Annotated in this window: 18 protein-coding genes; 5 read left to right on the top strand and 13 right to left on the bottom strand. The window is 49.0% G+C overall.

Features of this window, described 5'->3' with window-relative positions:
• The first annotated feature begins 171 nt into the window (after nucleotides 1-171).
• The gene (locus tag NX722_RS26245; protein ID WP_262565785.1) at nucleotides 172-366 is read left to right on the top strand and encodes a hypothetical protein; all 195 of its coding nucleotides are present in this window, start codon (nucleotides 172-174) and stop codon (nucleotides 364-366) included.
• A 240-nt stretch (nucleotides 367-606) separates the two neighbouring features.
• Here NX722_RS26245 and lnt read toward each other — a convergent pair whose 3' ends face one another.
• The 5 genes from lnt to miaB form a co-directional block, all read right to left on the bottom strand.
• Nucleotides 607-2,115 (bottom strand): apolipoprotein N-acyltransferase, encoded by a 1,509-nt coding sequence (lnt, locus tag NX722_RS26240; RefSeq protein WP_262565784.1) that lies wholly within the window; start codon nucleotides 2,113-2,115, stop codon nucleotides 607-609.
• A 39-nt stretch (nucleotides 2,116-2,154) separates the two neighbouring features.
• Complete coding sequence (locus tag NX722_RS26235; protein WP_262565783.1) at nucleotides 2,155-3,000, bottom strand: HlyC/CorC family transporter; 846 nt, start codon at nucleotides 2,998-3,000, stop codon at nucleotides 2,155-2,157.
• Nucleotides 3,001-3,157: 157 nt separating this feature from the next.
• Nucleotides 3,158-3,622, bottom strand: coding sequence for an rRNA maturation RNase YbeY (gene ybeY / locus NX722_RS26230; protein ID WP_262565782.1), 465 nt, complete (start codon nucleotides 3,620-3,622; stop codon nucleotides 3,158-3,160).
• Nucleotides 3,619-4,725 (bottom strand): PhoH family protein, encoded by a 1,107-nt coding sequence (locus NX722_RS26225; protein ID WP_262565781.1) that lies wholly within the window; start codon nucleotides 4,723-4,725, stop codon nucleotides 3,619-3,621. Before NX722_RS26225 ends, ybeY begins: the two co-directional genes overlap by 4 nt.
• A gap of 221 nt (nucleotides 4,726-4,946) precedes the next feature.
• On the bottom strand, nucleotides 4,947-6,290 hold the full coding sequence (gene miaB, locus NX722_RS26220; protein WP_262565780.1) for a tRNA (N6-isopentenyl adenosine(37)-C2)-methylthiotransferase MiaB: 1,344 nt from the start codon (nucleotides 6,288-6,290) through the stop codon (nucleotides 4,947-4,949).
• A gap of 333 nt (nucleotides 6,291-6,623) precedes the next feature.
• Between miaB and NX722_RS26215 the strand changes: the two genes are divergently transcribed.
• The gene (locus NX722_RS26215; protein WP_262565779.1) at nucleotides 6,624-7,223 is read left to right on the top strand and encodes a hypothetical protein; all 600 of its coding nucleotides are present in this window, start codon (nucleotides 6,624-6,626) and stop codon (nucleotides 7,221-7,223) included.
• 207 nt (nucleotides 7,224-7,430) lie between these two features.
• Here NX722_RS26215 and NX722_RS26210 read toward each other — a convergent pair whose 3' ends face one another.
• The 3 genes from NX722_RS26210 to NX722_RS26200 form a co-directional block, all read right to left on the bottom strand.
• Nucleotides 7,431-8,090, bottom strand: coding sequence for a putative adhesin (locus tag NX722_RS26210; RefSeq protein ID WP_262565778.1), 660 nt, complete (start codon nucleotides 8,088-8,090; stop codon nucleotides 7,431-7,433).
• 334 nt (nucleotides 8,091-8,424) lie between these two features.
• Entirely contained in the window at nucleotides 8,425-11,517 is a 3,093-nt protein-coding gene (locus NX722_RS26205; protein ID WP_262565777.1) for an efflux RND transporter permease subunit, read from the bottom strand.
• Nucleotides 11,514-12,668, bottom strand: coding sequence for an efflux RND transporter periplasmic adaptor subunit (locus NX722_RS26200; RefSeq protein WP_262565776.1), 1,155 nt, complete (start codon nucleotides 12,666-12,668; stop codon nucleotides 11,514-11,516). The genes NX722_RS26205 and NX722_RS26200 overlap by 4 nt, the downstream gene beginning before the upstream one ends.
• A 233-nt stretch (nucleotides 12,669-12,901) precedes the next feature.
• Here NX722_RS26200 and NX722_RS26195 point away from each other — a divergent pair, with 233 nt between their 5' ends.
• Nucleotides 12,902-13,222, top strand: coding sequence for a DUF1820 family protein (locus NX722_RS26195; RefSeq protein WP_262565775.1), 321 nt, complete (start codon nucleotides 12,902-12,904; stop codon nucleotides 13,220-13,222).
• Nucleotides 13,223-13,269: 47 nt separating this feature from the next.
• Here the strand turns inward: NX722_RS26195 and NX722_RS26190 are convergent, their stop codons facing one another.
• From NX722_RS26190 to thiE, 3 genes are all read right to left on the bottom strand, one after another.
• Complete coding sequence (locus tag NX722_RS26190) at nucleotides 13,270-13,896, bottom strand: hypothetical protein (protein WP_262565774.1); 627 nt, start codon at nucleotides 13,894-13,896, stop codon at nucleotides 13,270-13,272.
• An 84-nt stretch (nucleotides 13,897-13,980) separates the two neighbouring features.
• Complete coding sequence (gene hemL / locus NX722_RS26185) at nucleotides 13,981-15,282, bottom strand: glutamate-1-semialdehyde 2,1-aminomutase (protein WP_262565773.1); 1,302 nt, start codon at nucleotides 15,280-15,282, stop codon at nucleotides 13,981-13,983.
• Nucleotides 15,283-15,293: 11 nt separating this feature from the next.
• Nucleotides 15,294-15,911 carry a thiamine phosphate synthase gene (gene thiE / locus NX722_RS26180; RefSeq protein ID WP_262565772.1) on the bottom strand — a complete coding sequence of 206 codons (618 nt, stop codon included), beginning with the start codon at nucleotides 15,909-15,911 and terminating at the stop codon, nucleotides 15,294-15,296.
• Nucleotides 15,912-16,074: 163 nt separating this feature from the next.
• Here thiE and NX722_RS26175 point away from each other — a divergent pair, with 163 nt between their 5' ends.
• Nucleotides 16,075-20,562 (top strand): hypothetical protein, encoded by a 4,488-nt coding sequence (locus NX722_RS26175; protein WP_262565771.1) that lies wholly within the window; start codon nucleotides 16,075-16,077, stop codon nucleotides 20,560-20,562.
• 15 nt (nucleotides 20,563-20,577) lie between these two features.
• On the opposite strand, the gene radA is transcribed toward NX722_RS26175, so the two are convergent.
• Nucleotides 20,578-21,951, bottom strand: coding sequence for a DNA repair protein RadA (radA, locus tag NX722_RS26170; RefSeq protein ID WP_262565770.1), 1,374 nt, complete (start codon nucleotides 21,949-21,951; stop codon nucleotides 20,578-20,580).
• Nucleotides 21,952-22,058: 107 nt separating this feature from the next.
• Nucleotides 22,059-25,247, bottom strand: a complete 3,189-nt coding sequence (locus NX722_RS26165) for an N-acetylmuramic acid 6-phosphate etherase (RefSeq protein ID WP_262565769.1) — start codon at nucleotides 25,245-25,247, stop codon at nucleotides 22,059-22,061.
• On the opposite strand from NX722_RS26165, the gene NX722_RS26160 reads away from it, so the two are divergent.
• Nucleotides 25,231-25,398, top strand: coding sequence for a hypothetical protein (locus NX722_RS26160; protein ID WP_262565768.1), 168 nt, complete (start codon nucleotides 25,231-25,233; stop codon nucleotides 25,396-25,398). The genes NX722_RS26165 and NX722_RS26160 overlap by 17 nt on opposite strands.
• Nucleotides 25,399-25,504 lie beyond the last annotated feature (106 nt).

The raw sequence follows: 25,504 nt of genomic DNA, 5'->3' as shown, positions 1-25,504 counted from the left end.
ATGGGAACAGCATGGTTGATTTGCAGGGTCTGTGATTATTCTGCGCCCTTGGGCTGAAAGGCTGGCAGGGTGTCGCGGAACCCTATCTTGCCGCGTAATCACTCGCTCAGGGCCTGATAACTCTACAAGAAAACTGACGTCTCTTTCTGAGATTCCTGTACCGGAATCATTATGGGGGACAGAAAAAGTAAGCCAGTACAAATTACGATTTCTGGCTCCGTTGTTCTGCTTAACCTCTTTATCTTGCTCCGCAGGCTGTCCGTCAGGTTTATCGGTGTTACGGGGCTGCAATTCGTAGTCGTCGCCCTGTCCGTTCGCAGGCCGAATCGTCAGGGAGCAGATAAACAGCGAAAAGATGACAAGTGATATCGACAGCCTGTATGTCTTCATTCTTATAGCCCTGTGGTAGTGGCTTGAAGTGGCTGGCTATAAAATAGCATCTCTTCCTGCGGGAGGATGTCATTAACCACCTTTACTGCGACTAAGGTCTATAGCGTTAATGATCTTTTTGATCTGGTTAATAACTCTGGGGGGATTTTTCCAAAGGGTGAGGTGATTAGCAGGAGCATTGTAAATGCTCCTGCTAAGAGACCGTCTGAAAAGAGTTTATGCCCTGCGACGGCTTCGGTGAGCAACCAGAACAATCATCAGCAGGCTTAATAGCAATACCGGGGATGAGCCAAAGCGCATAAAGGGGGTGACGCCTTTCATAACCGGAACGTCACCACGCAAAATACCCGCCTTGAAACGTTCAATACTTTTAACGGTTTGCCCCCGGTCATCAATCAGGGCGGTCTTGCCATCATTGGTGGTGCGAATCATATAGCGTCCTGTTTCCAGTGAACGCATACGGGCAATCTGGTAATGCTGCAAGGGGCCAATGGAGCGGCCAAACCAGGTGTCGTTGCTGATCGTGATTAATAAACCACTGTCTTTTGCCTGCTCCGCCGCAAAGTCCGGGTACACTACTTCATAGCAGATATAGGGGGCAATGGTGGCTTCCGGTACTTCTAATAATTCTTGATTGTCCGCACCTTGGGAGAAGGCGCTCATGGGCAGGTTAAAGAAGTCAATCAGCCCTCTCAGTATGGACTCCAGCGGCACGTATTCACCAAAAGGAACCAGTTTCTGTTTATCGTACCGTCCATCACCTGTACCGATGGCAATAATGGCATTGTAATAACGGGGTTCGCCGGTACTGTTATCATCCATTGGAATACCGGTGATAAACGCACTTCCACTGTCGTTAGCCTGACGATCAATCTGCTGTATCACAGAGCGGGCACTGCTGTAGAAAATGGGCAGGGCATTTTCCGGCCATATCACCAGGTCTCGTCCCCACTCCTTTTCGGTCAGTTTGAAATAGGTTCTGATGGTATTTTCCAGATAGCCCGGCTCCCATTTCAGGCTCTGGGGAATATTGCCCTGAATGGCACTGAAGCTCAGCTCACCGGTTTTGGTGGTCCATGTTACCTGGTTCAGTGGAAGGCTGATCAGCCAGGCTGTGGCGACGGTCATCAGGGTAATCACCTGTCCGGCAGAAAGACGACATTTATCGATAAGAACAGAGGTCAGCAGGCAGGCCGTTGTTATCAGTAACAGGCTCAGGCCGTAAACTCCGACCACAGGCGCCCAGCTCTGGAATGGTGTGTCCAGAAGGGCATAACCCTGTAACAGCCAGGGGAAGCCGGTAAGGAACCAGGTTCTGATCCATTCAAACAGAACCCAGACACCGGCAAACAACAGCGCCCGCTGCCAGGTTTTTACAACGTTATAGCGATCCCTGAGTTTCACATAAGCAAAAAACAGAGGGGTGATAAAGATGCTGGTCAGGAACAGAGTGAACAGCAGGGTCAGCAGGATGGCAAAGGGAGCGGGTGCTGAACCGAACTGATGGATGCTGACATAAACCCATGAAGTGCCAGCTCCGAACAGCCCGACGCCGAACAGTGATCCGCGAATCAAGGCAGGGCGCAGTGCTTCCTTCTGGGTAAGAAAAAAAATACAGCCACTGGCCAGCAGTAGCACCGGCCAGTAATCATAAGGGCTGAAAGCAAATGTGAAGAGGGCACCAGCAAGCGCTGCCATCAGGTGTCCGGGCAGTTTATTCTTCAATATCATCGGCCTGTCAGTCGCGAAAGTCAGTCGCGAGAGTTAGTCGTGGGAGTCTGTCACCCGCAATAATCGAATACGGCGACCGTCGGAGTTAAGCACATCAAACCGAAAACCGGAAATTTCCACGTATTCGTTACGCTTGGGCATGTGTCCAAACTCCTGCATAACAATCCCGCCGATGGTATCGAACTCTTCGCCGCTGAATTTGGCATTGAAATGCTCATTAAAGTCTTCGATAGGGGTCAGCGCCTTAACGATAAAGGTATTGGCAGTTTCTTCGACGGGCTTGATAAAGCTGTCTTCCTCGACATCGTGTTCATCTTCAATGTCGCCGACAATCTGTTCCAGAACGTCTTCAATGGTCACCAGCCCGGCGACGCCACCAAACTCATCAATCACAATCGCCATATGGTTGCGATTCGTCCGGAACTCTTTCAGAAGAACGTTGAGACGCTTGCTTTCTGGTATAAATGTGGCAGGGCGAAGATGGTCTTTAATGTTGAAGCGATTATGTTGCAGGATCAGTGGCAGCAGATCTTTTGCCAGAAGAATGCCAATGATTTCATCCTTGGTGTCCCCGATCACCGGGAAGCGGGAGTGGGCTGATTCGATAATCTTGGGCAGGAAATCCCGGGGTTCCTGGTCTTCTTCCACGCAGACCATCTGGGAGCGGGGAATCATGATTTCCCGTACCTGCATGTCGGCCACCTGAACAGCCCCTTCAATAATGCTCAGGGCTTCGGTGTCTATGATGCCCCTGCTGCCTGCTTCGTTCAGGATTGACAGCAATTCACTTCTGTTTTTCGGGTCCTGACTAAAAATGCCAGACAGTTTGTCCATCCACGATGGTGAGGGTTCTTCGCCCGTTGGGGTTTCGTCGTTCATTACCTTTTCTTTAAGTGTGCCTGTTTAAAAAGCAGTTGTGCCATCTTCATGGTCAGAAATCTTTATGGGCAGAAACGGAGAATATCTCCGCTTCTGTCTGGCATCTGTCGTGTAGCAGCTATCGTGTAGCAACTATACCCCGACAGAGTGCCGTCCGTTAAACGGTTTCTGCGTAAGGGTCAGGGAAACCAAGACTTTTAACTATCTCAGTCTCCAGGGCTTCCATTGCTTCCGCTTCACTGTCGTCTATATGGTCATAGCCCAGCAGATGCAGTGTGCCATGCACAATCATGTGCGCCCAGTGTGCCTGCAGGCTTTTGTTCTGTTCACCGGCTTCTTGTTCAACCACCGGGGCGCAGACCACCAGGTCGCCCAGCAAGGGCAGCTCCAGTTCGGCTGGCAGTTCAGACGGGAATGACAGCACGTTAGTGGGGCCCTGTTTCTGTCGCCACTGCTGATTCAGTTCTGCCCCTTCTTCGGTATCCACGATACGCAGGCTGATTTCCGCTTTGTCCCGGTGTGAACCGACGGCAGCTTCTGCCCAGTGCTGGAAGTCCTGTTCGCAGGGCAGCAACTGACTGTCACTGGCAATCTGGATATCAATAAACACGCTGGCGCTCATGATGAGATACTTGCCTCAGTTTGTGCCTCAGTTTGTGGCTGCACCTGCTGCTGGCGCTGTTCGTGCAGAGTCTTGCGTTCTTCACGGCGCTTTTTTTGTTCCTGTTCCTGCTTCTGGTCGAATGCGTCGTAAGCCTGAACAATGCGCTGAACCAGAGGATGACGTACCACATCTTTGGAAGAGAACCAGGTAAAACCCATGCCGTCTACGTCTTTCAGAACATCAATGGCACTGAGCAGACCTGAGCGGGTACCGCGTGGCAGATCAACCTGGGTGACGTCACCGGTAATGACAGCGGTTGAGCCGAAGCCGATACGGGTAAGGAACATCTTCATCTGTTCTGATGTGGTGTTCTGGGATTCATCAAGAATAATGAACGAGTTATTCAGGGTTCGACCGCGCATGTAGGCCAGGGGAGCGACTTCAATCACATTCTTTTCGATCAGTTTGTCGACCCGCTCAAATCCCAGCATTTCATACAGGGCGTCGTAAAGGGGACGCAGATAAGGGTCGATTTTCTGGGACAGGTCACCGGGCAGGAAACCCAGTTTCTCGCCCGCTTCTACCGCAGGACGAACCAGCAGGATGCGACGGATCTGCTCATCTTCAAGCGCCTGAACCGCTGCTGCAACGGCAAGGTAGGTTTTACCGGTTCCCGCAGGGCCAATGCCAAAGTTGATGTCGTGTTCAAGAATGGATTTAACGTAGTTCTGCTGGTTAGGCCCCCGGGGCGTAATCAGCCCTTTTCGGGTACGCAGGGAAACAACGTCGTCATTGCCTTCAGGTGCCGCAATGTATTCAACGGCAGACTCCTGCAGGAACAGGTGTACAGTTTCTGGTGTCAGCGGATGTTCTTTGCCGGTTTCCCTGTACAGCCGCTTGAGAATTTCCTGAGCTGCCTTGATCGAGTCTGCACGACCTGACACGGAAAACTTGTTACCACGGTTGCGAACTTTAACGTGAAGGCGTTGTTCGATCTGTTTCAGATTCTGGTTGAACTGACCACACAGCTCAGCAAAGCGCTGGCTGTCATCGGGCTCAAGGATAAACTGACAGTGGCTTTCTGCCAGAGTATTGGAAGTGTTTCGGGTTTTGGCGTTCAAGTCGGGGATTCAGCTCTTACTGCGATTATTAGGGGTAAGCATATACCGCAGTCTGAAGGTTGGGTAGATCATAACCGGGATATTGACTCTATTTTACAGGATTTTTATACAGATTTTAGTGAGGAGCTGAGGTAGCTGCGAACAGTCAGCATTAATTTGGCGTAGGTTGGGAGTCACTTCGTTCGCCCCAACCTGCGTATCAAACCATTTGGATTTGTGTATCAGTCCAGCTCGGAGCTGATAATCCTGCCACGCATGGAGTGGGCAAAGGCATCGGTCACTTCAACGTTGGCAAAATGCCCGATCAGGCGTGGATCGTCAAACCTGAAGTTAACAATGCGGTTGCACTCGGTACGTCCCATCAGCTCACCCGGATCTTTTTTGGAGTAACCGGTTACCAGAATTTTCTGGGTAGAACCCACCATCCGGCGGCTGATCTGCATGGTTTGCTGGTTCAGACGATCCTGCAGAATATGCAGACGCTGCTTTTTGGTTTCTGCTGTTACGTCGTCTGGCATATCTGACGCCGGAGTACCCGGACGCTTGCTGTAGATAAAGCTGAAGGAGGCGTCGAAGCCCACTTCGGCAATCAGATCCATAGTGTCCTGGAAGTCTTCATCGGTTTCACCGGGGAAGCCAACAATAAAGTCGGACGACATGCTCATGTTCGGGCGATGCTCGCGAATCCGGCGAACCTTGTCCAGATAGATGCTGGTTTCGTGTTCACGCTCCATCAGCTTCAGGATACGGTTGGAACCGCTCTGAACCGGCAGGTGCAGGTGACTGACCAGTTCCGGTACTTCACCATAAACGTCAATCAGGCTGTCGGAGAACTCCAGCGGGTGAGACGTGGTAAAACGGATGCGGTCGATGCCGTCGATGGCGGCAACGATGGTGATCAGCTCTGCCAGATCACAAATAGAACCATCGTACTTTTCACCGCGATAAGCGTTAACGTTCTGACCCAGCAGGTTGATTTCACGAACCCCTTTCTCTGCCAGACCGACACATTCCGCCAGTACGTCATCCATTGGGCGGCTGACTTCCGGCCCCCGGGTGTATGGCACAATGCAGTAGGTGCAGTATTTGCTGCAGCCTTCCATGATGGATACAAAGGCGGTTGGCCCATCAACGCTTGGTTCGGGCAGGCGGTCAAACTTCTCGATTTCAGGGAAAGTGACATCTACAACCGGGATATGGTCCTGCTTGGTGGCGTCAATCATTTCCGGCAGGCGATGCAGGGTCTGTGGACCAAACACCACGTCAACGTAGTGTGCACGCTTGCGGATTTCTTCGCCTTCCTGACTGGCAACACAACCGCCAACGCCAATCACCAGATCGGGTTTTTTTTCTTTCAGGTGTTTCCAGCGGCCGAGCTGGTGGAACAGTTTTTCCTGCGCCTTTTCACGGACGGAGCAGGTGTTGACCAGCAGTACGTCGGCTTCTTCCGGGTTGTCGGTCAGTTCCAGAGTATGGGTTTCTCCGAGCAGGTCTGCCATACGGGCAGAGTCGTACTCGTTCATCTGGCAACCGTGGGTCTTGATGTATAGCTTTTTGGTGCTCATGGCTGTCTCTGCGCTCACGGCTGTCTACTATCTGTTCAAAAGTGGCACATTATAGCCTTTGGCTGACGGGGTGGGTAGTGAGCAATATTTCTGATGTGGGTTGGGAGCTTACCCCCCTTCTTTGAGCTGAAAGCCAGGAAAAGGCTGTCAATATGAGACTTTCGCCCTATCAATTGATCTTAAAGACTCTATCAATGCTGGCTTCTTGAACTATTATGCTTGCTATCCATCAGTATGAAGAAAGTTGGACAGAACATGCACCTGGCTCATAGGTTATACAAAATAGAAGACCGCGAGACTTGGAGAAGTTTCAGATGGATTGATGGAGCCAGCATGATGGGGACAAACCGTGTAACACCCATGTGTGACTGGAAAGGCAGGGTATATCTGGCAATGGTCGCCTACTGGCTAAAAACAGCAATTGCCACAGGTTCAGGCTTTTCGGCTGCCAAGAAGATTGCGTCGAACTGCTATGGAGCCATGATTGCAGACACCCGGCCTACTCGCATAATCAGACCCAACATCGATGTTAGCCCTTTTAGAAGCATACCCAGCATAGGTATAGATGTGTATGCAGTGAATTCCTTAAGGAAGTTTATGATCGCCCAGAATCTGGTAGTAAGCGGTACAAAAGGCGGCTTATTGCATGATCATGATGTACTTGGTAATGCATTTGAATGGTTGGTCAATGAAGAACCAGGCAGCCATTGTTGCCTGCTATGCCTTATTGGTCAGGATGAAATGCAAAAAAACCATGCCTTAGGCATGCGCTGCCAATCCAGTACGGAATGGGAATTACTCGAGCCTGATCAGGGTCTTTTTGTTACTAGCTATCCTAACGAAGGCCCCTTGCGTTTACTCTTATCAGTTCTCGAAGATTATCATCTCCATTTTCTCCATCAGGGTACCTGGTGGGTTATGATCAAAGTATGATCTTGACTGCCCTGCTAAATATTTTGACTCGTCAGTAAAATCTGTGGCCACTTTTGCGCTCACGGCTGTTTGCTATCTGTCCAAAAGCGGCACGTTATAGCCTTTGGCTGACGGGGAGGGTAGTGAGCAATATTTCTGATCCCGGGTGCTGTAAATACACTCTGAGATACAGGCTGTTGCGGGGCATCTTCCAGTGATACGAGTCAGCTAAGGAAGTATCTGCCACTGACCCAGACCCTCCTCGACAATAGTAATGGGTGTACGCCCTAAATCGTATAAAGGTACCGTATACTTATCGACTCCAAAGCTGATGCGATCAAGTATGCAATGAATCTTCTGGTAAATTTTACCCTGTGAATACAGTTCATTTAAGAAGTCTGAAAGGCTATATATGTCCCCCCCTACCACATAAGCTATATCGTATAATTCAAATGGATCAGGATCAGCGTTCTTGTTTTGCTTTTGAGTGTTACTGGAAAAAAACATTGCTGCCCGGCAAAGCTGGTTTAGTGGCTCGAAATCAGAATCAAAAAAAGAAAATAAAATATATTGGTGGGTAGACTGACCTGGTCCATACACATCAACAGGTTTGTACATGCCTGTCATGAATCTGTAAATATTAGTAGCTATCCTGACGTGCATGGGGCTATAAAAAAACAGTGTCGTCCAGTTTGGTATTTTAATTGTTTTCGATGTTTCCTGCGTGAAGTTGTGGTTTTCATGGAAGTAGCGTGCACAGGCAACAATAATTAAGTTAAAAGCAGTCCCACAAGAATGTAATAAAATATCACCATGCGCACCCGCTATACGTTCACAGTTTGGTTCAGGCTGCGGCGCTTTTTTTCGCCAGTTTTTGAATAAAGGCATAATAGGTACACTCGCTCTGACTAAAGTTAGGTGCGTGGAATGAGTGCTATTTTGAACGTTGATTCACGGATCGTGCAGGAACGAATATTTTCTCCACCTAATACTGCAAATGATCGCTAAGCTTCCCCGCTTGAAGCCTATGACCTACTCAATATATGGTCAATGTCGTGGACGATTTTTTTATTTCGGGTGCTGTAAATACACTCTGACAGACAGGCTGTGACTGATAAGAAGGCAGGGCAGTTTTACGCTCCCGGATGCCGGAACAGCCACAACACGCTCGGCCTTGTATTGTAATGGCTGTCCCGGTGCGTCCGGTTACGTAAAGTCAAAATTAATGGGCAGGACAGTTTTCCAGAGCCGCTTTCAGTTTATGCTCCATAGCCTTGGGTGAACCGGTTCTGGCTGCGACCAGACGATACAGCCCCGGTGCAACAAACAGGGTCATAAAGGTGGCGACCAGAACGCCACTGAAAATCACAATGCCAATTGCTGAGCGGGACTCATAACCTGCGCCACTGGCCAGTATCAGTGGGACTGAGCCAGCCAGCGTGGTGATAGCCGTCATCAGAATCGGGCGCAGGCGGGCAACAGAGCCCTGAATAATCGCCTCTTCAAAAGCGACCTTTCGGTCACGCAGCTGGTTAATGAACTCGACAATCAGAATACCGTTTTTCGTGGCAAGCCCGATCAGCATGATCAGCGAAATCTGGGTATAGATGTCCAGTGACAGACCTGCCCACAGCATCCCCCCCATGGCTCCGGTGAGTGCCAGGGGTACCGTCATCATGATCACTGCTGGATGCACGAAACTCTCAAACTGTGCCGCCAGCACCAGATAAACGACCACCAGGGCCAGAATAAACGTCATGGTCAGGGAACTGCTGGAACGCTTGTATTCCAGGGACTCACCTTTGTAGTCGATAGTGGCTTCGTCGGGCAGCTCATCAATCACCAGCTGTTCGATATAAGCCAGCGCTTCGCCCAGAGAATAATCCCCCACCAGTTCAGCAGACAGCGTAATACTCTTGCGCCGGTTGTAGTGGCTGAGTTGTCGGGGTTGCCCTTCGATGGTGACGTCAATCAGGGTGTCGAGCCGCACCAGTTCACCACTGGCTGAACGGAGATGAATACGGGCGAGGTCGGCTATGGAATTGAAGTCATCCTTTGGTGCCCGAACGTTGACGTCGTACTCTTCACCGTTCTGAATAAAAGTGGTGATATTTCTGCCAGCCAGTACGGTTTCCAGGGCACCTGAAACATCGGAGACCGGAATCCCAAGCTCATGGGCGTAAGCCTGGTTGATGGTGACATTCATGCGGGGGGTGGTTTCGTTGTAATCGGTATCCAGCTCCCGCAGGCCCGGATTTTCTCCGGCTTTTTCTTTCAGCCGCTCAACCCATTGCTGCACAACGTCATAGGAACCACCGCCGATAACCACCTGAACCGGCTGGCGTGCGCGGGTGCCAAAACTGGAAGGCACGATTGGCGAAACCCTCAGCTGGGCGATGGGCCGTAACAGGCGCCGTATCTGATTAGCCACCTCAAATACGGTGACATCCCTTTCGTCCCAGTGCTTCAGGTCGATGATCAGAAACATCTGGTTCTGACTCCTGCCCGGAGCCCGTATCCCCATGGACTGGACCGGGCCGTCTGGCTGGGTGAGAGGCTTCATGCGTTGTTCGATTTCATCAACCAAAGGCTCAAGGGCCTGATAACTGGTGCCTTCAGCAGCGCTCAAAATGACATACAACCGTCCCTGATCCTCCCGGGAAACAAACGACTGCGGCAGTTGCTGGTAGGTATAGCCCATAAAGCCAAGACTTAAAACAACGGTCAGAACCGCAATCCAGTTGTGCCTCAGGGTAAAGTGCAATACCCGACGATAGACGTTTTCCAGATGAGCAAACTGCTTTTCAACAAAATGGGTGAAAGGCCCCTGCTGCACATTCAGCTTTAGTACACGGCTGCCCAGTACCGGCCCCATGGTCAGGGCAACGATACTGGAAAACAGTACACTGGCAGCCAGGGTGACCGCGTATTCCTTGAACAGCATGCCCGCACTGCCGGTCAACAGGGTAATGGGCAGAAACACCGCAACCAGTACCAGGGTGGTGGCGACCACCGCCATACCCACTTCACGGGTGCCACGGTAAGCGGCAACAATGAGAGGTTCCCCGTTTTCTATACGGCGATGGATGTTTTCCAGTACCACAATCGAGTCATCAACCAGCAGGCCAACGGACAAAACCAGTGCCAGCAATGTTATCAGGTTGATGGAGTAACCAAACAACAGCAGTACGGCAAACGTGGCAATCAGGGAGACAGGCACACTAACGGCTGGTATGAGGGTGGCTCTGGCGTTACCTAGGAAAATGTAGATAACCAGAATAACCAGCACCGAAGTGATGCCCAGTGTCGTATACACTTCGCTGATGGCACTTTTAATAAAGACAGAGCTATCAGACAGTGGAGCCATTTCCATCCCCTTTGGCAGAAACGGCTTCAGTTGCTCGACTTCTTTCTTAACGGTTTCAACAACGTCCAGCGTGTTGGCATCGGACTGTTTCAGGAACTCCAGCATCACCATGCTGCGATTATTTAAGCGAAATATCTGATCTTCATCTTCAGAGCCGGTTTCTACTTTGGCAATATCGGACAGATAAAGCATGGAGCCATCGCTGTTTTTACGAATAACCAGATTCTGGTAGTCGGCAACGGTCTGATAGCTGCGCTGCAAACGCAGGGTGTAACTTCGGGCAGGGTCGGTCAGGCTGCCTGCCGCCGCTTCCAGATTTTCTGCCCGTAGCGCTTTTTCAACATCGGCCACTGTCACATTGCGACTGGCCATGGCCACCGGGTCCAGTTTGACCAGTAACGCCAGCTTGTTATAACCCCATGTCTCAACAGAGCTGACACCATCAATCAGGCTCAGAGGGTCGAGCAGTTTGCGGTTGATGTAATCGCTCAGGTCGACTGGCGACATCCGGTCTGATGACACCGTGTAGCTGATAACGCCATCCCCGTCGGAATCACTTTTTGATACCGTCGGGTCGTCCATGCTCTCTGGCAACCGTCGTTTAGCTCTGGAGACCGCATCACGCACATCGTTAGCAGCCGCTTCAATGTCCCGGCCATTTTCAAATTCAATGCTGATTCGGGTACGACCATCGGAGCTGCGGGAGTCAATTGACCGGACACCACGGATACCGGACAGCTGGTCTTCAATCACCTTGGCAACCCTGGACTCCATAATGTCAGCGGATGCGCCTTCATAGTTTGCACTGACGGAAACAATGGGCGTAGAAACATCAGGGTATTCACGCAGGGGCAGGTTGTTAAAAGCCAGTACGCCAAAAACAATCAACAGCAGATTAATCACACAGGCGACAACGGGTCGCTTAATGGCAAGATCCGATAATATCATTGAGTCAGAACCTCACTGTTCTGGATGGATGCAGCACCTTCCCGGGTAAATTGCCGGGTAAATTGTTGGGTAAATTGTTGGGTAGATTGTTGGGCAAACTGTCGATGTTTGTTGTTCGTAACAGAGGAAGGCGTCACGATCATGCCATTACTGACTTTATTGATACCTGCCGTAATGATCTCGTCACCTGCTGTCAGCCCTGAACGGATATAGGTTTTGTCACCCACAATCTGCAGAGTAGTGACGGCTCGCTCCACCGCTTTGCTGTCAATGACAAGGTAAACGAAAGCCTGAGAACCCCGGTAAAAAACGCTGCTGGTGGGTATGGTGATCACACTGTCCGGGGTTAATGGCAGAGTAGCCTGTGCCAGCAGGCCAGGACGCAGCAAGCCTTCCGGGTTGTCCAGTTCGGAACGGACTTTAAAGTTACGGCTTTCAATGTTGATGACAGAATCAAGGCTTGAAATCGTTGCTGAAAAGTGAAGGTCTGGCCAGGCTTCAAACTGAAGGTCCACGGTCATACCGGTCTTGATCTGGCTGAGGTACTTATCAGGAAAATTCAGGTCAACATACAGATGCTTCAGGTTTGTCAAAGTGACCAGGCTGTCACCTGCTTTCACGTATTGTCCGGGACTGAGGTCACTTAAACCTAAAATACCGTCAAAAGGTGCTTCCAGTGTATAAAAAGACAGAGTGGTTACGGCTGCGTCAACCAATGCACTGGATTGTTCAACCAGCGCTTCCTGAGCCTGAAGTTCAGAGAGAGAAACGGCTTTTTTAGCGGCCAGCAGCTGCATCTCATGTAAGCGACGCTGATCGTCCAAAAGCCTGGCTTTAGCCTCATGTAATTTAGCCTGCTGAAACCGGTTGTCTATTTCAATCAGGGGGTAACCAGCCGGGACAGCCTGGCTATCAGTGAAATTGATTTTATTGATTGAGCCCGCTACCTGGCTGGTCAGGGTAATCTGGTTTCTGGCGTAAACGCTGCCCAGTGCCGTCAGTTCTTCCTGCCAGGTCTGTGCCTGAACGGTTTGAACATCGACAATCACACTGTTTCCCTGCCCCCTTTCCTGACCGCTGCCTCTGGCAAAGGCCTCCGGTATGAATGAAAGGCTTGCTAATACGATGAGACTGATCTTTATAAGATTCATGGTGCTGAAGCTTGAGTTCATAGATTGCTGTATTCATTCCCGCAGTCAGTATAAACAGCACTGAATGGCAGAGTTTGTCGGTCAACTACCAAGATGTATCAAAACTGTATCAAGCCGCTGTTTTCCACAGATTTAACCGGAAGATGAGTGTGTTATGCTTGCCGCGTTATTAAGCCACCTTTGCTGACAACAAAGCAAACCGGTGGAAGTGATCAAGAAGGTTTTAATCATCGATGTCAAAAACACAGGTCTTTCGAGTTATTTTTCAAAACGAAGGCGAAGTCTTTGAAGTCTATGCCCGCCAGATTTTTCAGAGCGAACTCTGGGGCTTTATTGAAGTGGAAGAGTTTGCCTTTGGCGAACGCAGCCAGCTGCTGGTTGACCCCAGCGAAGAGAAACTGAAAAACATCTTTGAAGGTGTTAAGCGCAGCTATATTCCACTGACGTCTATTATCCGAATTGATGAAGTGGAAAAAGAAGGTACGGCCAAAGTGACTGAAGCCAAAAGTGGCAACGTGCGTTCGTTTCCAATGCCGCCTCTGAACTCCAATTGACTCTTAACCGGGCAGAGTTAGCAGACTGAGGGCGTTTTGCGACACCCTCAGAGCTTTTCTGGCTTTTTCTGGCGGAGCAGAAAGTAAAGCCCGGTACCGAGCATCAGGTTGCCAAGGGCGATAAAGTAACGAAACAGGTTCAGACGCAGATAGCCCGCGATGGTGCCTTCATTGCCAATCAGCATGCCGCCGACAAAGAAACTGGCAAAGGACACCATAATCAGGGCTTTGGTGCCTGCGTTCATGTAGGAACGGGTGACCATCACCAGACCTGCGATTATGCACAGTGTCAGTTGCAGATCCCGGTAAACCGTTTCCAGCCCATACCAGCGCGACACTTCGAACAGCAGGCAGATCGCCAGAATGGTTCTCCACCAGGCTGCGGCACTCCAGAACTTTGCCATCAGAATCTGTCCCATGGCAATGGTGACCAGAGGAGGGGACATAAAGGTGGCCATATTGTTGAACATCCAGTATGACCCGGCCCAGGCAGTAGAGAAACCGTAGTTGAGTGCCCCCAGGCCACCTGCGACCGTCATCAGTAGAAAGCCAAACAAAGCTGCTTTGGCGGGCAGCTTATGTGCCGGATCAAAGTCCTTTTGCTGGGATAAAAGGAAAACAGGAAAGGCGCTGGCAAAAGCCAGCACCGCATCAGAAATAGCAAGAGAAATCATAAACAGCCATGAGCGAAGAACGATTATTCATCGAACGGGTTTTTAGTAAACAATGAGTCATTACGCCCGGTGATAAAGAGTAATTCAAGAGTTTAATAAAGATTGAAAAGCCCGGCCAGCGGCAGCAACGGTCTGTTCTATTTCCTGATCACCATGGGCGGCAGAAATGAAACCGGCTTCAAAGGCAGAAGGCGCCAGATAAACCCCTTCGTCCAGCATGGCATGGAAGAAGCGTCCATACCGTTCGCTGTCACAGGCCATCACCTGATCGAACCGCTCCACGGTTTCCTGTTCAGTGAAGAACAGACCAAACATGCCTCCGGCCTGAACGGTTCGCAAAGGAATGCCTGCCAGGTCTGCCTGATGCCTTAACCCTTTCAGCAGTTGTTCTGCCTTGTCGGTCAGGTCGTCATGAAAGCCCGGCTGAACAATGTTGTTCAGCGTTGCCAGACCTGCCGCCATGGCCAGTGGATTACCTGACAAGGTACCTGCCTGATAGACTGGTCCCAGTGGTGCCAGGTGTTCCATGATATCCCGGCGACCACCAAAGGCGCCCACAGGCAGTCCGCCACCAATGATCTTGCCGAGAGTGGTTAAATCAGGCTTGATGTCGTAATACGCCTGAGCGCCCCCGAGGGCTACCCGGAAGCCGGTCATCACTTCGTCAAAAATCAACAGGACTCCGTGTTCGTCACAGAGTTGGCGTAACCCCTGCAGGAAGCCCGGAACCGGAGGAATGCAGTTCATGTTGCCAGCGACAGGCTCAACGATAATACAGGCGACTTCAGAACCCACTTCCCTGAAGGTTTCCTCGACAGAATCCAGGTCATTAAAGGTCAGGGTTATGGTGTTTTCTGCCAGTGTTTCAGGCACACCGGGAGAACTGGGTACGCCCAGGGTCAGGGCACCGGAACCGGCTTTAACCAACAGGGAGTCGGAATGTCCGTGGTAGCAGCCTTCAAACTTGATGATGCGATCCCGCCCGGTAAAACCACGAGCCAGACGGATAGCACTCATGGTGGCTTCGGTACCGGAGTTCACCATTCTCAGCAGCTCCATAGACGGGAACAGCTGACGTACCTTCAGGGCCAGTTCGGTTTCCAGTGCTGTAGGCGCACCAAAACTCAGCCCCTGCAACGCCTGTTCACGCACGGCGGCCACCACATCCGGATGGTTGTGACCAAGAATCATTGGCCCCCAGGAGCCGACATAATCAATAAGCTCATTGCCGTCAACGTCTTTTACATGAGCTCCCCGGGCGCTCTGGAAGAAAACGGGTTTGCCGCCAACGCCTTTAAACGCGCGAACGGGTGAATTTACTCCGCCGGGAATAACTTGCTGCGCTTCACTGAACAAAGCGTTGGATCGGTTGTCGGATCGAGCCATGACTGTTTTCCTTACTGGCAAAGTTCACTGAGTTCACGAGCCCGGTGCTGAATATCGGGTGCTGCAAACAGGTTGTTTACAACAGCGATCATGTCTGCACCTGCCTCTATTATTTGGGAAGCATTATCTACCGTAATTCCCCCAATAGCTACCACAGGGACTTCAAAACGCTGCCGGGCTTCCGGCAGCACAGCCAGGCTGGCGGTTTTTGCATCCGGTTTGGTTTTGGAGTCGAAGAATTTGCCAAAGGCAATGTAATTGGCACCAGCGTCAACGGCTTTTTGTGCCAGCTCTATAGAGCCTCCACAGCTTACACCTATAATGGCGTAATCGCCCAGACGACTTCTGGCTTCGGTAACGGACGCATCACTCTGGCCGACGTGTACGCCATCGGCTTCAACGGCTGCTGTAAGTTCTACGTCGTCATTAATAATCAGGATCGCCCGATGCTGGTGACAGAGTACTTTCAGGGCTCCGGCCTGGCGCAGGCGTTTTTTCTGGTCGTCGCTTTTATCGCGGTACTGGAGAACTTTCATACCACCATGCAAAGCCTGTTCTGCTGCGTGCAGCAGGCTGTTGTCGTCCGGTAGCAGATGGCTGTCAGTAACACCATATAGACCTTTGAGCATGATGGCCTCCTGTCTTATCCTCAATGGAGCCGAAGTATACCGTGTGCCATCAGGTATTGGCAGACAATTCAGAGGAGCAGACAATTCAGAGGAGTAGACAATTCAGAGGAGAAACTCTTGATTTGAGGTCTATACTGGGAGCCCTATAAAGGATGTCGGGCAAATGCTGCTTAGAATAAAAACAGGTACGCTTTTCTTACAACTACTCTTTCTGTTATTGCTGGTGTCCGGCACACACTCTGCTCGTCTTTTCGCTGCTGAAAATTCAGAAGATCCTGCGCTCTATCATGCAGAGTTCTCTATTCCGGGGATTTCAATAAAGGTTCCGCTGGATCTTGAGGCTATGAAGTCAACAGCTATTGCTCAACTGGCGGTGTCTTTTGCGCTCCTTTTACCTGCTCATTTTCTACAGAATGCGAGCTTGCTTAGAAAGCGCACAACCGATGCTATCCTGCAAATTAATAGCGTTACTTCCTTTCTCTCGCATCGCGTTCTTCTATATCACATTTTTCGACAGTGGGTTTACGAGCTGCTGTTTACTGATCCCGGATGGACGCCTGCTGCGATACCTGGTGCCACTTCTGAGGCTTTTACAACCAATCCGGTGCTGGGTTATCAGACACAGATAGAGGCTGAATCACACTACCAGTTGCAGCGGGAAAATTTTGGCACTCTGCACAGTCTGGTGGCTTATGTTTCTGAGATGACACAACAGTTAGCACCGGGCCAGTCAACGGTAAGAAGTGATGACTGGAGAGCAGAGCTGGACGTTTTGCAACAGGATGCGTCCGGGCTCACATTATCAGTCACTCTTCCAGACCATGACAATTCAACCCGTACCTTCGAAGTGGGTAGCCATAGTGGTATTTACTGGATAAAACGATTTGACGGGATGAATATTGAACGCTATCTGCAAATCGCCTGGAGTGAACCTGAAGAAGGAAGTAACACCACCGATTTAACCATTCAGTTGGTCGGTTCGATGAAATCCAGAGAATCGGGGGTGTCGATAGAACTGACGGTTCCTCTTTGGTTGAGTCAGCGACTGTTGGCGGCAAACTCTGCTATGGCGATCGCACAGTTTAAAAGGCTGTTTATTGGATGGTGCCAGTCTTCTTTTTTAGCGTACGAGCCGGTGTTTAAAGCACGTTCGTCAAGGTATCCGGAAGCTGACCCGGAAATAAAAAACACGATTACTCCGGCCACTGTTTCTGACTGTCTGTACTGCCCTGACTGGAAGGGGAAGCCGGTTTATTTGCCCGATAATGTTCCGGAGTCGCATATAAGAAAATCACCCAATTCAGGGACTACGTCTTCCAGATCCGGAGGCAGTCCACTCAACCAGCAAAGCACAATACATAAGCCCAACTCGTTAAATAAAAAGGCTGCTGGAGAACCCTGGAGGAAAGAAGATAAAGATGATGAGGAGCCCCCATTTCGTACTGATAACAAGTTGCCGAATTACAGAGCCACTCCAAAGAGTCTTCTGTGGCGGGCAACAGAGTCTTTCTATTTCAATAGCAGGATGAATGGACAAGCTTCATTTGTTGTGACATTGCAGAATATCGAAGATTTAGTTTACACATTAAGCCGTGCAGGCATGCTTCAGATTTTGCCTGTTGAGGGGGTGATCAGAGATCAATGGCCGATGGTAGTCAGCAGGCGACTTGCTCGTTATATCAATCTTTCCCTTCCTGCCCAGTCTGCTTCTTCTTATGAGACTGGTCAGGATGGAGGGTATACCGTAAAAATGACTCAGGCAATGTTCAACAAAATTCTGGAAAGATTTAATGAGTTCAGTGAATTCGCCTCTGTAATTAGACAATTGCAAAGTAACCTGGAATGGATTGTTGCCAGCTTCTGTGACGAAAAAAAAATAGAAAGCCGCTTTTATGGTGGATGGTTAGCAAGACTGTTTTTTCTCAATAATCCCCTTCATCATAAAGATCTGCATGAGGGAAACCTGCCCATTACAAATGATATTGATGTTTTGATCGCATGGCCATTTGAGTTTGTGGACTCTTTTAAAGAGTCTGTGAGAGAAAAACTTGAAAAATCTGGTTTTGAAATTTCAGGCTTTAAACAAGAAAATTTGTTGTTTACCTTTCCTGAAAAAAATAATGAGAATGCACCTTATATGCACAGTGTTTTAAATTTCAAAGGAGTGAAAGCATGGGAAAAATTTAATGATTATCTCCCGAGTCTGGACGTAGCCATGATTCAGTCCGAAAGACTGTCAGCCTTTATTAGTGAGGCAGAAGTGATTAGTGAGTGTGTTAACAGAGGGCTGTGTTTTGAGGCTCGCAAGCGTGGCACCAATACTATACGCAAGGAGGGAAAACATTGGGATCGTCTCCTTTTGTTAAATGAGGTTTTTCCTGGAAATATTGTATTCAGAAGTCGTTTGGAAAGCATAAGGCTGCAAGTTCAGAATGCCGAATTGGCTACAAAGTTAGATAACTATGGAAAACAAATTAAATCAATGTCCAATCATTTGAATGGAAAAACAGAAAAATTAAAACAAGCACTTAAAAATATTGAGTATTTATCCAAACTTGTTTCTGAAACTGAAGAAGAAAGAAAAGCCACTATTAAGATACTACAAAAACAGAGTAAGGAAAAAATTCTCCAGTTAACGAGAGAAATAAATAAAAAAGATAATGAAATAAAAAACTTATCAGCTAAGAATGAAGTCATTGATAAAAATGAGTCAAAATTACTTAAGGAAATTGAAGGAAAAACAAAAAAAATAGAAAGTTTGCTTTCTGATAATAAGAGTCTGAATAGTGAAATACTGGAGTTAAGTTTAAATGTTCAAACACTGTCTGCTAATAATGAAAATTTGAAGGGTGAAGTATCAAGCTTAGAAAAAAGTCTTTTAATGAAAGATTCTGAGCAGGTCAAGCTGCTTGCTGAAAATCAACGTCTGATTGATAAATTTTCTGAATCAGAACGGTATGTTAATGCGGGTATGGAAGAAAGAGCAGCCCTGTCTTCTAAAAACGAACATTTAGATGAAGAGTTATCGAAGTTAGAACAGGTTATTAAGACTCAGAATTTAGAACATACAAGTCTGTCTTCTAAAAATGAACATTTGAGTAAAGAGCTATCGAAGTTAGAGCAGGTTGTGAAAACTCAGGATTCAGAATATGTAAGCCTGTCTTCAGAGAAAGAACATTTGGGTGATAAAGTATCGATGTTAGAGGAAACGCTTGCAGCGAAGGATTCAGAACATATCATCCTGTCTTCTGAAAATAAACAGCTGAATGAAGAAGTGGCAGAGTTAAAACGGATTATTCAGGCAACTGTGGAAGAAAATACAAAGCATAAAAAAAAGATAAGCACTTTAAAAGCGAAGATTAATCAAAAACCGATGGATAATGTAGTTCCTGAGCTTAAAGACAAGATAAAAAAACTGGAAGGAGAACAACAGGTTTTAAGAGAAAAGAAAAAGGAACTCAATAATAAAATTGGATCTTTGCAACAAATCATAAAAGATCTTGGCGTAGAAAATATAGCTTTAAAAAAGTATAAAAATGAAAATTCTCAACCTCGCAATGTGGATGAAAGCTTTATTAAAAGATCCAGTAGAGTTAAGAAAATTGCCGAAGCGCAACATAAAAAAGCAGGTGTCAATACAAAACCCGAACCTAAAGGCAGGACGCAGTATACCCATACTCGAGACAATTATGCGCGCAAAGTCCTGCTAGTTTTTGCCGCAGGCTATCTTGGTTATAAAATAAGAGGTTTCTGGGGGCAGGCTCCTGCTGATTGTGAAAAAATCAGCCATCTTAATATCAGGCTTCTTTGTAAAGGTCTCGACAATGACGACGGATTGAATCACGACATCCTGCAAGTGCTGGATGAACTATCTGAGAAACACAGGGTTGTAAACTATCGTATTTTTTCGGTCAATCTCAGTCAGGGGAGTATGAATCCTTTGAGTCAAAACGCTCTTTCGAAGGTTGGGAGAAAAAAAGAAAAATTACAGGATCGCCGTCTTTTAATGCTGCATTCAGGACACCATCAGTTGGGGCAAATGAAAAAAGGGCAGTTGGTGCAGATATTAAATGGAGTCAGGTCTGCCTGGATAGCCGGTGGTCAGGATGGTTTATTCAGAGAAATAGTCAGCGGCGTAGTCGACTATTGTGGCTTAATGCCTGATGAAAAGTGGCAGGAAGAGTGCAGTCGTCAAGCGGTCAGAAGGCTGCTTGCAAAACGTTCCCGGGCTGAAAAGTTTGTTGTCGTCAGAGGTCGGGATATTAAACTTAAGGGGCAGACCCGGGTCATTGCCTTTATTCCTGCATGGCATGTACGGGATATAACCTCGGGTCAACTGGAATGGCACGATGTCTGGCCTTATCGGCTTGATGGAAAGGGGTATACCATTCTGGGATCATCAAAACTAGTTGGTCAGTTTACATCGGAATGTATAGGGGGGGATACGAAAGTAAACGGGAAAATGTTCACTGGTCTGAACTGGGTTGATCTTAATCCCGGTAATTGCGAGAGGGGAAAGTCTATTTCAGTCACTGGTAGCCTGGATTCGGTTTTCTGGGAACACTCCCAAGTCAAGTATGATCAACAGAGTGTACAGAGCAAAGATAACATGGGAACATTTTATGGGGCATGGGAACACAAAACCCCATAAAGACCTGCGGTTATTTTAAATTGCCTCCAGAGCCTCGGACAGTTTACTGACACCCACCACTTCAAACCCCTCAATGGGCTTTCTCGGCTTATTCGCAACCGGAACAATGGCCCGCTTAAACCCATGCTTGGCTGCTTCTGCCAGCCGCTCCTGACCATTGGCAACCGGACGGATTTCACCGGCCAGACCTACTTCTCCAAAGGCGATCAGATCCTGTTGCAGCGGAGTATCGCGCAGGCTGGAAACCACTGCCAGCAGGCTGGCAAGGTCGGCGGAGGTTTCACTGACTTTAACGCCTCCAACGACGTTGATAAACACATCCTGATCACTGGTAAAAATACCGCCGTGGCGGGTAAGAATCGCCAGCAGCATGGCCAGACGATTTTGTTCCAGACCAACGGTGACACGACGAGGATTGCCCAGCTGGGATTCAACCACCAGTGCCTGAATTTCAACCAGAAGTGGGCGGGTACCTTCCCAGAGTACACTGATAATACTTCCGGAAGTGGGTTCAGGGGTTCGGGACAGGAAGATGGCAGAAGGGTTTTTGACTTCCTTCATACCGGTTTCCGTCATGGCAAAAATACCCAGCTCATTAACCTGACCAAAGCGATTTTTGGTAGCGCGCATAATGCGGAAACGGGAGTCGTCGGTATTACCCAGCATTAACTGGGTATCAATGATATGCGAGAGTGTCATTGGCCCCGCCAGTGAGTTGTCTTTAGTAACATGCCCCACAATCAAGAGAACGGTTCCGGTCTGTTTGGCGAAACGGGTGAGAAATGCTGCAGACTCCTTTACCTGGGCCACGCCGCCGGGTGCTGCATCTACACCGTTCATAAACATGACCTGAATCGAGTCAATAACAATAATGCCCGGCTTTTGCTGTTCGGCAACCGCAACAATGTTTTCGGCGCTGGTTTCAGCCAGCATTTTCAACCGGTCGGTAGGCAGCCCCAGTCGTCTGGCTCGGGCAGCGATCTGTTGTAATGATTCTTCGCCGGAAACATAGAGCGCATCCATTTGCCGGGCAACATGGCAAAGCACCTGTAGCAGGATGGTACTTTTACCTGCGCCGGGATGACCGCCGATCAGAACCGCGCTGCCCTTAACAAAGCCTCCGCCCAGAACACGGTCAAACTCTGACATGCCGCTGGAAAAACGTGGTGCTTCGGCAACATCCACTTCGCTGAGTGTTTGCAGGCCAGACAGGGCTCCGGCAAAGCCTGCTTTATTGGCGGCAGCAATTGAAGGCGCAGCGGCAGGGCCAAGGTTAACCTCTTTAAAAGTATTCCAGGCTTTGCAGTCAGGGCATTGCCCCTGCCATTTTGCAGATTCGCTGCCACACTCGGTGCAGACGTAGGCCTTGCGGGTTTTCGATTTTGCCATAAAGAGTATTTGTCAGGTAAAGGCTCATAATAACCGCTGCAGGTAACAGGCGGTATTCTTTTCCGCTATGGTGGTTGTGAGCCTTAATCAGGCTGGCAGAAGGAAAACTATTGGCGCTTTGGAGGCTCCCTCATTTTCTTTCGATATTCGATTGAAGCCGCTGTGGATTTGAAAATCGTCAGCAGGGCTCTGGCCGCTAATAGCGTAATGCCTTCTATCCTGGCGAGATTAACGGCTTCCCTGGCAACCAGCTTTTCATTTGACGCCTGCATGTGCGACATCCACTTGTCGGCGACTCTTCCATGTTTAATCATGACTGCTGTTGTCAACATATTCAGAGCCTGCTTGATAGCCGTTCCCGCCAGTGCTTCGTATTCTGCCGGGTTTTCAGAAACCGGTAATGAAATGACTACAGCATTGTGATCACTTTTCTCAGACGTACTCTTCTGAACCATTATGGAGGCGGTTGCTATGCCAGTAGCTTTTGCTTTGGTCAAGCCCTTCTGTACGTACTCCGGAAGACCCTCTATGCCAACACCGGTCACGATATCATTACTGGAAGCGCCCTGTGACTGAAGGTCTTCCCAGGCATTGGTTCTTTCTTTTTGTGCTGTGGTAAGCGTACGCCTGAGTGCTTCACTACCACCCTCAATCAGCCCGGTAACGGTTTCAGGCTTAACGCCAAAGGTTGGTGGGCATTCTGAGGCATCAATAACAACCAGTCGACCGGGCGACTCCGTTCCCAGGTAAATAAGACGCCCTTGATTTTGTATGACAGGAACAACCTTTTCTACCAGCGCTTCAAGCTGTGGCAGTTGGTGGGAGAGCGCCCGGGCAATTTCAGCACTGCCTTTGATAAATCTCTGTAAGAGTGCGTTTAAGTCCTGGTCCGGTTCAATGGCGACCCTTGAAATCATATCTAAAATGATTTTCTGTGTAGTGGCGGATTTCATCCGGGTACTGCCGGTAATGTATTCCGGACCCGCATAGGTTTCGACCGGGGTATCAGACAGCCGGGATATTTTTGTATCTCTGCTGCATGCAATAGAGCCTGTAGGAATCCCCTGTTCTCTGGCAATCGCGAGAGCGCCTACCGCATAGGGTGTTCTGCCAGAGGCTGTGATCCCTATAAGCAGGTCGTTCCGGTTGATGTTGTGTACTTCAGAAAGTTCACGCCAGGCTGAAGTATAATTGTCTTCCGCTCCGCCCTTAGATGTTGCAATAGCCTCGTCACCTCCGGCAATCAGTGCAACAAGCTTTTGTGGGTCAGGTATTGAACTGACTATCGCGAGCCGACCGCTGCTGCCAGCCCCGATAAGGAATACCCTGCCCTTACGCTTGATGGTTTCCTGTACTTTCTGCAGAAGCTTTAAAATCGTTCCGCTTGAAGCTTCTAAGGCTACTGGTACACGCCAGTCTTCATCGTTGATTTCTTTAAGAATCTCTTTGATGGTTTTGTTTTCAAGGTGTGTATAGCGAGATTCGCCCTCAGTACTTGCCTGAACGACACTCAAGGCCGTTGCCATTCCGGTGGTTGGCATAGCCAGATCGGGGGCGCTTAAGCGGCGCGGGCGTCGGGGAGGATGTCTTTCGGTAACCGCCTCTGTATCAGAGGTTTCTCTGATAATGTGTGCCAGCGGGTAGAGCTGCCTGATAATGGTTTCCGGGGGCAGCTTTAACTCAAGAAGTGCCTGAAAAGGCCTGGGAATACTATCGTGGAGGTACTTGGCAGAAAGTCTCTGTTTTCGTATTCCCTCACTTTGAATTGAGCCGGCCTGCAAACACTCATGACAGCGGCAGGGACCGTTGTTGCAGTCTGGGTGTGGGCAAGTTGATCCCACATGGTCATGGCATGGTTCATTGTTATTGCCGCGTCCTCCTGCTCCGGTATCAGAAGAGTAACCCTGCCCGATAGGTTGCTGACCTGTGCTGGAAGGTTGGGAATTTGTTGGCTGACCGTTCTGGACACCTGCCACTTTTTTTTCCTCTTCTTTTTTATCCGCTTCTTTTTTATCCTCTCCTTCCGGGTGCGCCACCATACCTAAAACAATACCTCCGCATCCATCAGCAGTGCCTGAGGCATAAACTGTGCCTTGCTCTGTGGAGAGCCGACACAGTTCTTCATCAAGTTTGACCTCGAGCAGCATAAGCCGGTTCTGGAGGATTTGCAGCAGGTTGTGATCGTTGTGACTGGATGCAAGCTTGTAAAAGACGGAGTCCTGATGTTTCAGTGTCGTCTCAACCGGTGTTAAGACTGGTTTGGATGTAAGCGGGTCATATTCAGTGTCATCAACAGCCATCATGGCTGCCCGCAAAAATGATTCTCCTGCAGCCTTTTTCTGCTCTGTGGTCAGCGGCTGGTGATCGGTGTTCATCACCGCGACCAGTGAATCGGAAAGGTTTGCTTCCAGAACCATTTGCAGGTTTTGCTGAATGCGTTGTAAATCCACTGAAATACCCTGCTGGCGGGCTCTGTCAATAACTTCCCTTATTTCCTGTTCCTGCCGGATTAAGGCAAGCATTGTCTTCCTGAAACGTTGCACCTCCAAAGAGTGTGCCCCCAAAGAGTGCGCCTCCAAAGAGGTCAGGGTATCCCTGAACCAGGGCTCACCCCTGACCTGCATGGAGTAGTTGTATATTTCACCAGCCAGTTCATTCAGTTGGCTTAATGGAAGGTGCAACAGTTGCTGCCAGTATTGAGAAAAACGGTTGTAAATATGTGGACCGCCTTGCAGCAGTGTCAGAAAGATGAACTCCACACTGTCCCACCATTGCTTGTCCTGTTGGTTTGCAGGCAATACGGTCAGGTAATTCTGCTGGTCAGTTGCAGGCTCAATAGCGGGTTGATAAGAATGTGTTGCCGGTTTTGCAACGGGCTCAAATTCTCGGGCTGGGGAGCCCTTACTGTTTATGACTGGCAGAGAGGGCTGAGGTTCAGGCAGAGATGCAGGCAGCTGCTGGTCAGGAAGAGTGAACCTGGTGGACAGTTTTTTGTGACCACCTTTATCAGAGGGTTTTTTATCGTTGGGAGAAGTCGGATTCCGGAAACCGGCTGGCGGCTTCTTTTCCTGCTTTTGCTTTATCGTACAAAGGACCGTCATGGGTGTGGTTAAGCTTTGAAACTGCCACACCTTTTCATCCTGTAACATCTGAACAGTTTGATTATGCACATTAAGATAAACAGGTATGGAGCTCGCCAGTTTTTCTTTGTTTATGTCCTGATGGTCAGGCGAAAAACTGCAAACTAAAAACGACAAAGGTGCTTCGGAAGGGCTGGCATTGGCAGCAGTAGCCATTGTTATTGCGACTGTTATTGCGACTGTTATTGAAACTGATATTGAAACCAGTGTAACCAGTAACAGATATCGAATGTTAAAACAGGCTATGCGCTCCATTAAAGGCAATACCGGTATAAGTGATTTAAAGCAGGCGATTATAGACTATTAAATAAAATAGCCATGGGCGGAAAATGCGGCTCACCCCGAAATATGAAAATGACTGAGGAGTCAGGGTGAGCTGCATTTTCATAGTTAAAAGAACCTAAATGCACTGA

The organism is Endozoicomonas gorgoniicola, assembly GCF_025562715.2.
Lineage (GTDB): Bacteria > Pseudomonadota > Gammaproteobacteria > Pseudomonadales > Endozoicomonadaceae > Endozoicomonas_A > Endozoicomonas_A gorgoniicola.
The sequence above is the reverse complement of the archived record's forward strand: the minus strand, read 5'-3'. Positions and strand labels throughout refer to the sequence as shown.

Coding starts and splice junctions, on each gene's coding strand:
- NX722_RS26205 (WP_262565777.1), bottom strand. CDS start 11,517: ATGATATTATCGGATCTTGCCATTAAGCGACCCGTTGTCGCCTGTGTG.
- NX722_RS26235 (WP_262565783.1), bottom strand. CDS start 3,000: ATGAACGACGAAACCCCAACGGGCGAAGAACCCTCACCATCGTGGATG.
- NX722_RS26215 (WP_262565779.1), top strand. CDS start 6,624: ATGATGGGGACAAACCGTGTAACACCCATGTGTGACTGGAAAGGCAGG.
- miaB (WP_262565780.1), bottom strand. CDS start 6,290: ATGAGCACCAAAAAGCTATACATCAAGACCCACGGTTGCCAGATGAAC.
- thiE (WP_262565772.1), bottom strand. CDS start 15,911: ATGCTCAAAGGTCTATATGGTGTTACTGACAGCCATCTGCTACCGGAC.
- NX722_RS26190 (WP_262565774.1), bottom strand. CDS start 13,896: ATGATTTCTCTTGCTATTTCTGATGCGGTGCTGGCTTTTGCCAGCGCC.
- hemL (WP_262565773.1), bottom strand. CDS start 15,282: ATGGCTCGATCCGACAACCGATCCAACGCTTTGTTCAGTGAAGCGCAG.
- NX722_RS26245 (WP_262565785.1), top strand. CDS start 172: ATGGGGGACAGAAAAAGTAAGCCAGTACAAATTACGATTTCTGGCTCC.
- NX722_RS26210 (WP_262565778.1), bottom strand. CDS start 8,090: ATGCCTTTATTCAAAAACTGGCGAAAAAAAGCGCCGCAGCCTGAACCA.
- NX722_RS26175 (WP_262565771.1), top strand. CDS start 16,075: ATGCTGCTTAGAATAAAAACAGGTACGCTTTTCTTACAACTACTCTTT.
- radA (WP_262565770.1), bottom strand. CDS start 21,951: ATGGCAAAATCGAAAACCCGCAAGGCCTACGTCTGCACCGAGTGTGGC.
- ybeY (WP_262565782.1), bottom strand. CDS start 3,622: ATGAGCGCCAGCGTGTTTATTGATATCCAGATTGCCAGTGACAGTCAG.
- NX722_RS26200 (WP_262565776.1), bottom strand. CDS start 12,668: ATGAATCTTATAAAGATCAGTCTCATCGTATTAGCAAGCCTTTCATTC.
- NX722_RS26165 (WP_262565769.1), bottom strand. CDS start 25,247: ATGGCTACTGCTGCCAATGCCAGCCCTTCCGAAGCACCTTTGTCGTTT.
- NX722_RS26195 (WP_262565775.1), top strand. CDS start 12,902: ATGTCAAAAACACAGGTCTTTCGAGTTATTTTTCAAAACGAAGGCGAA.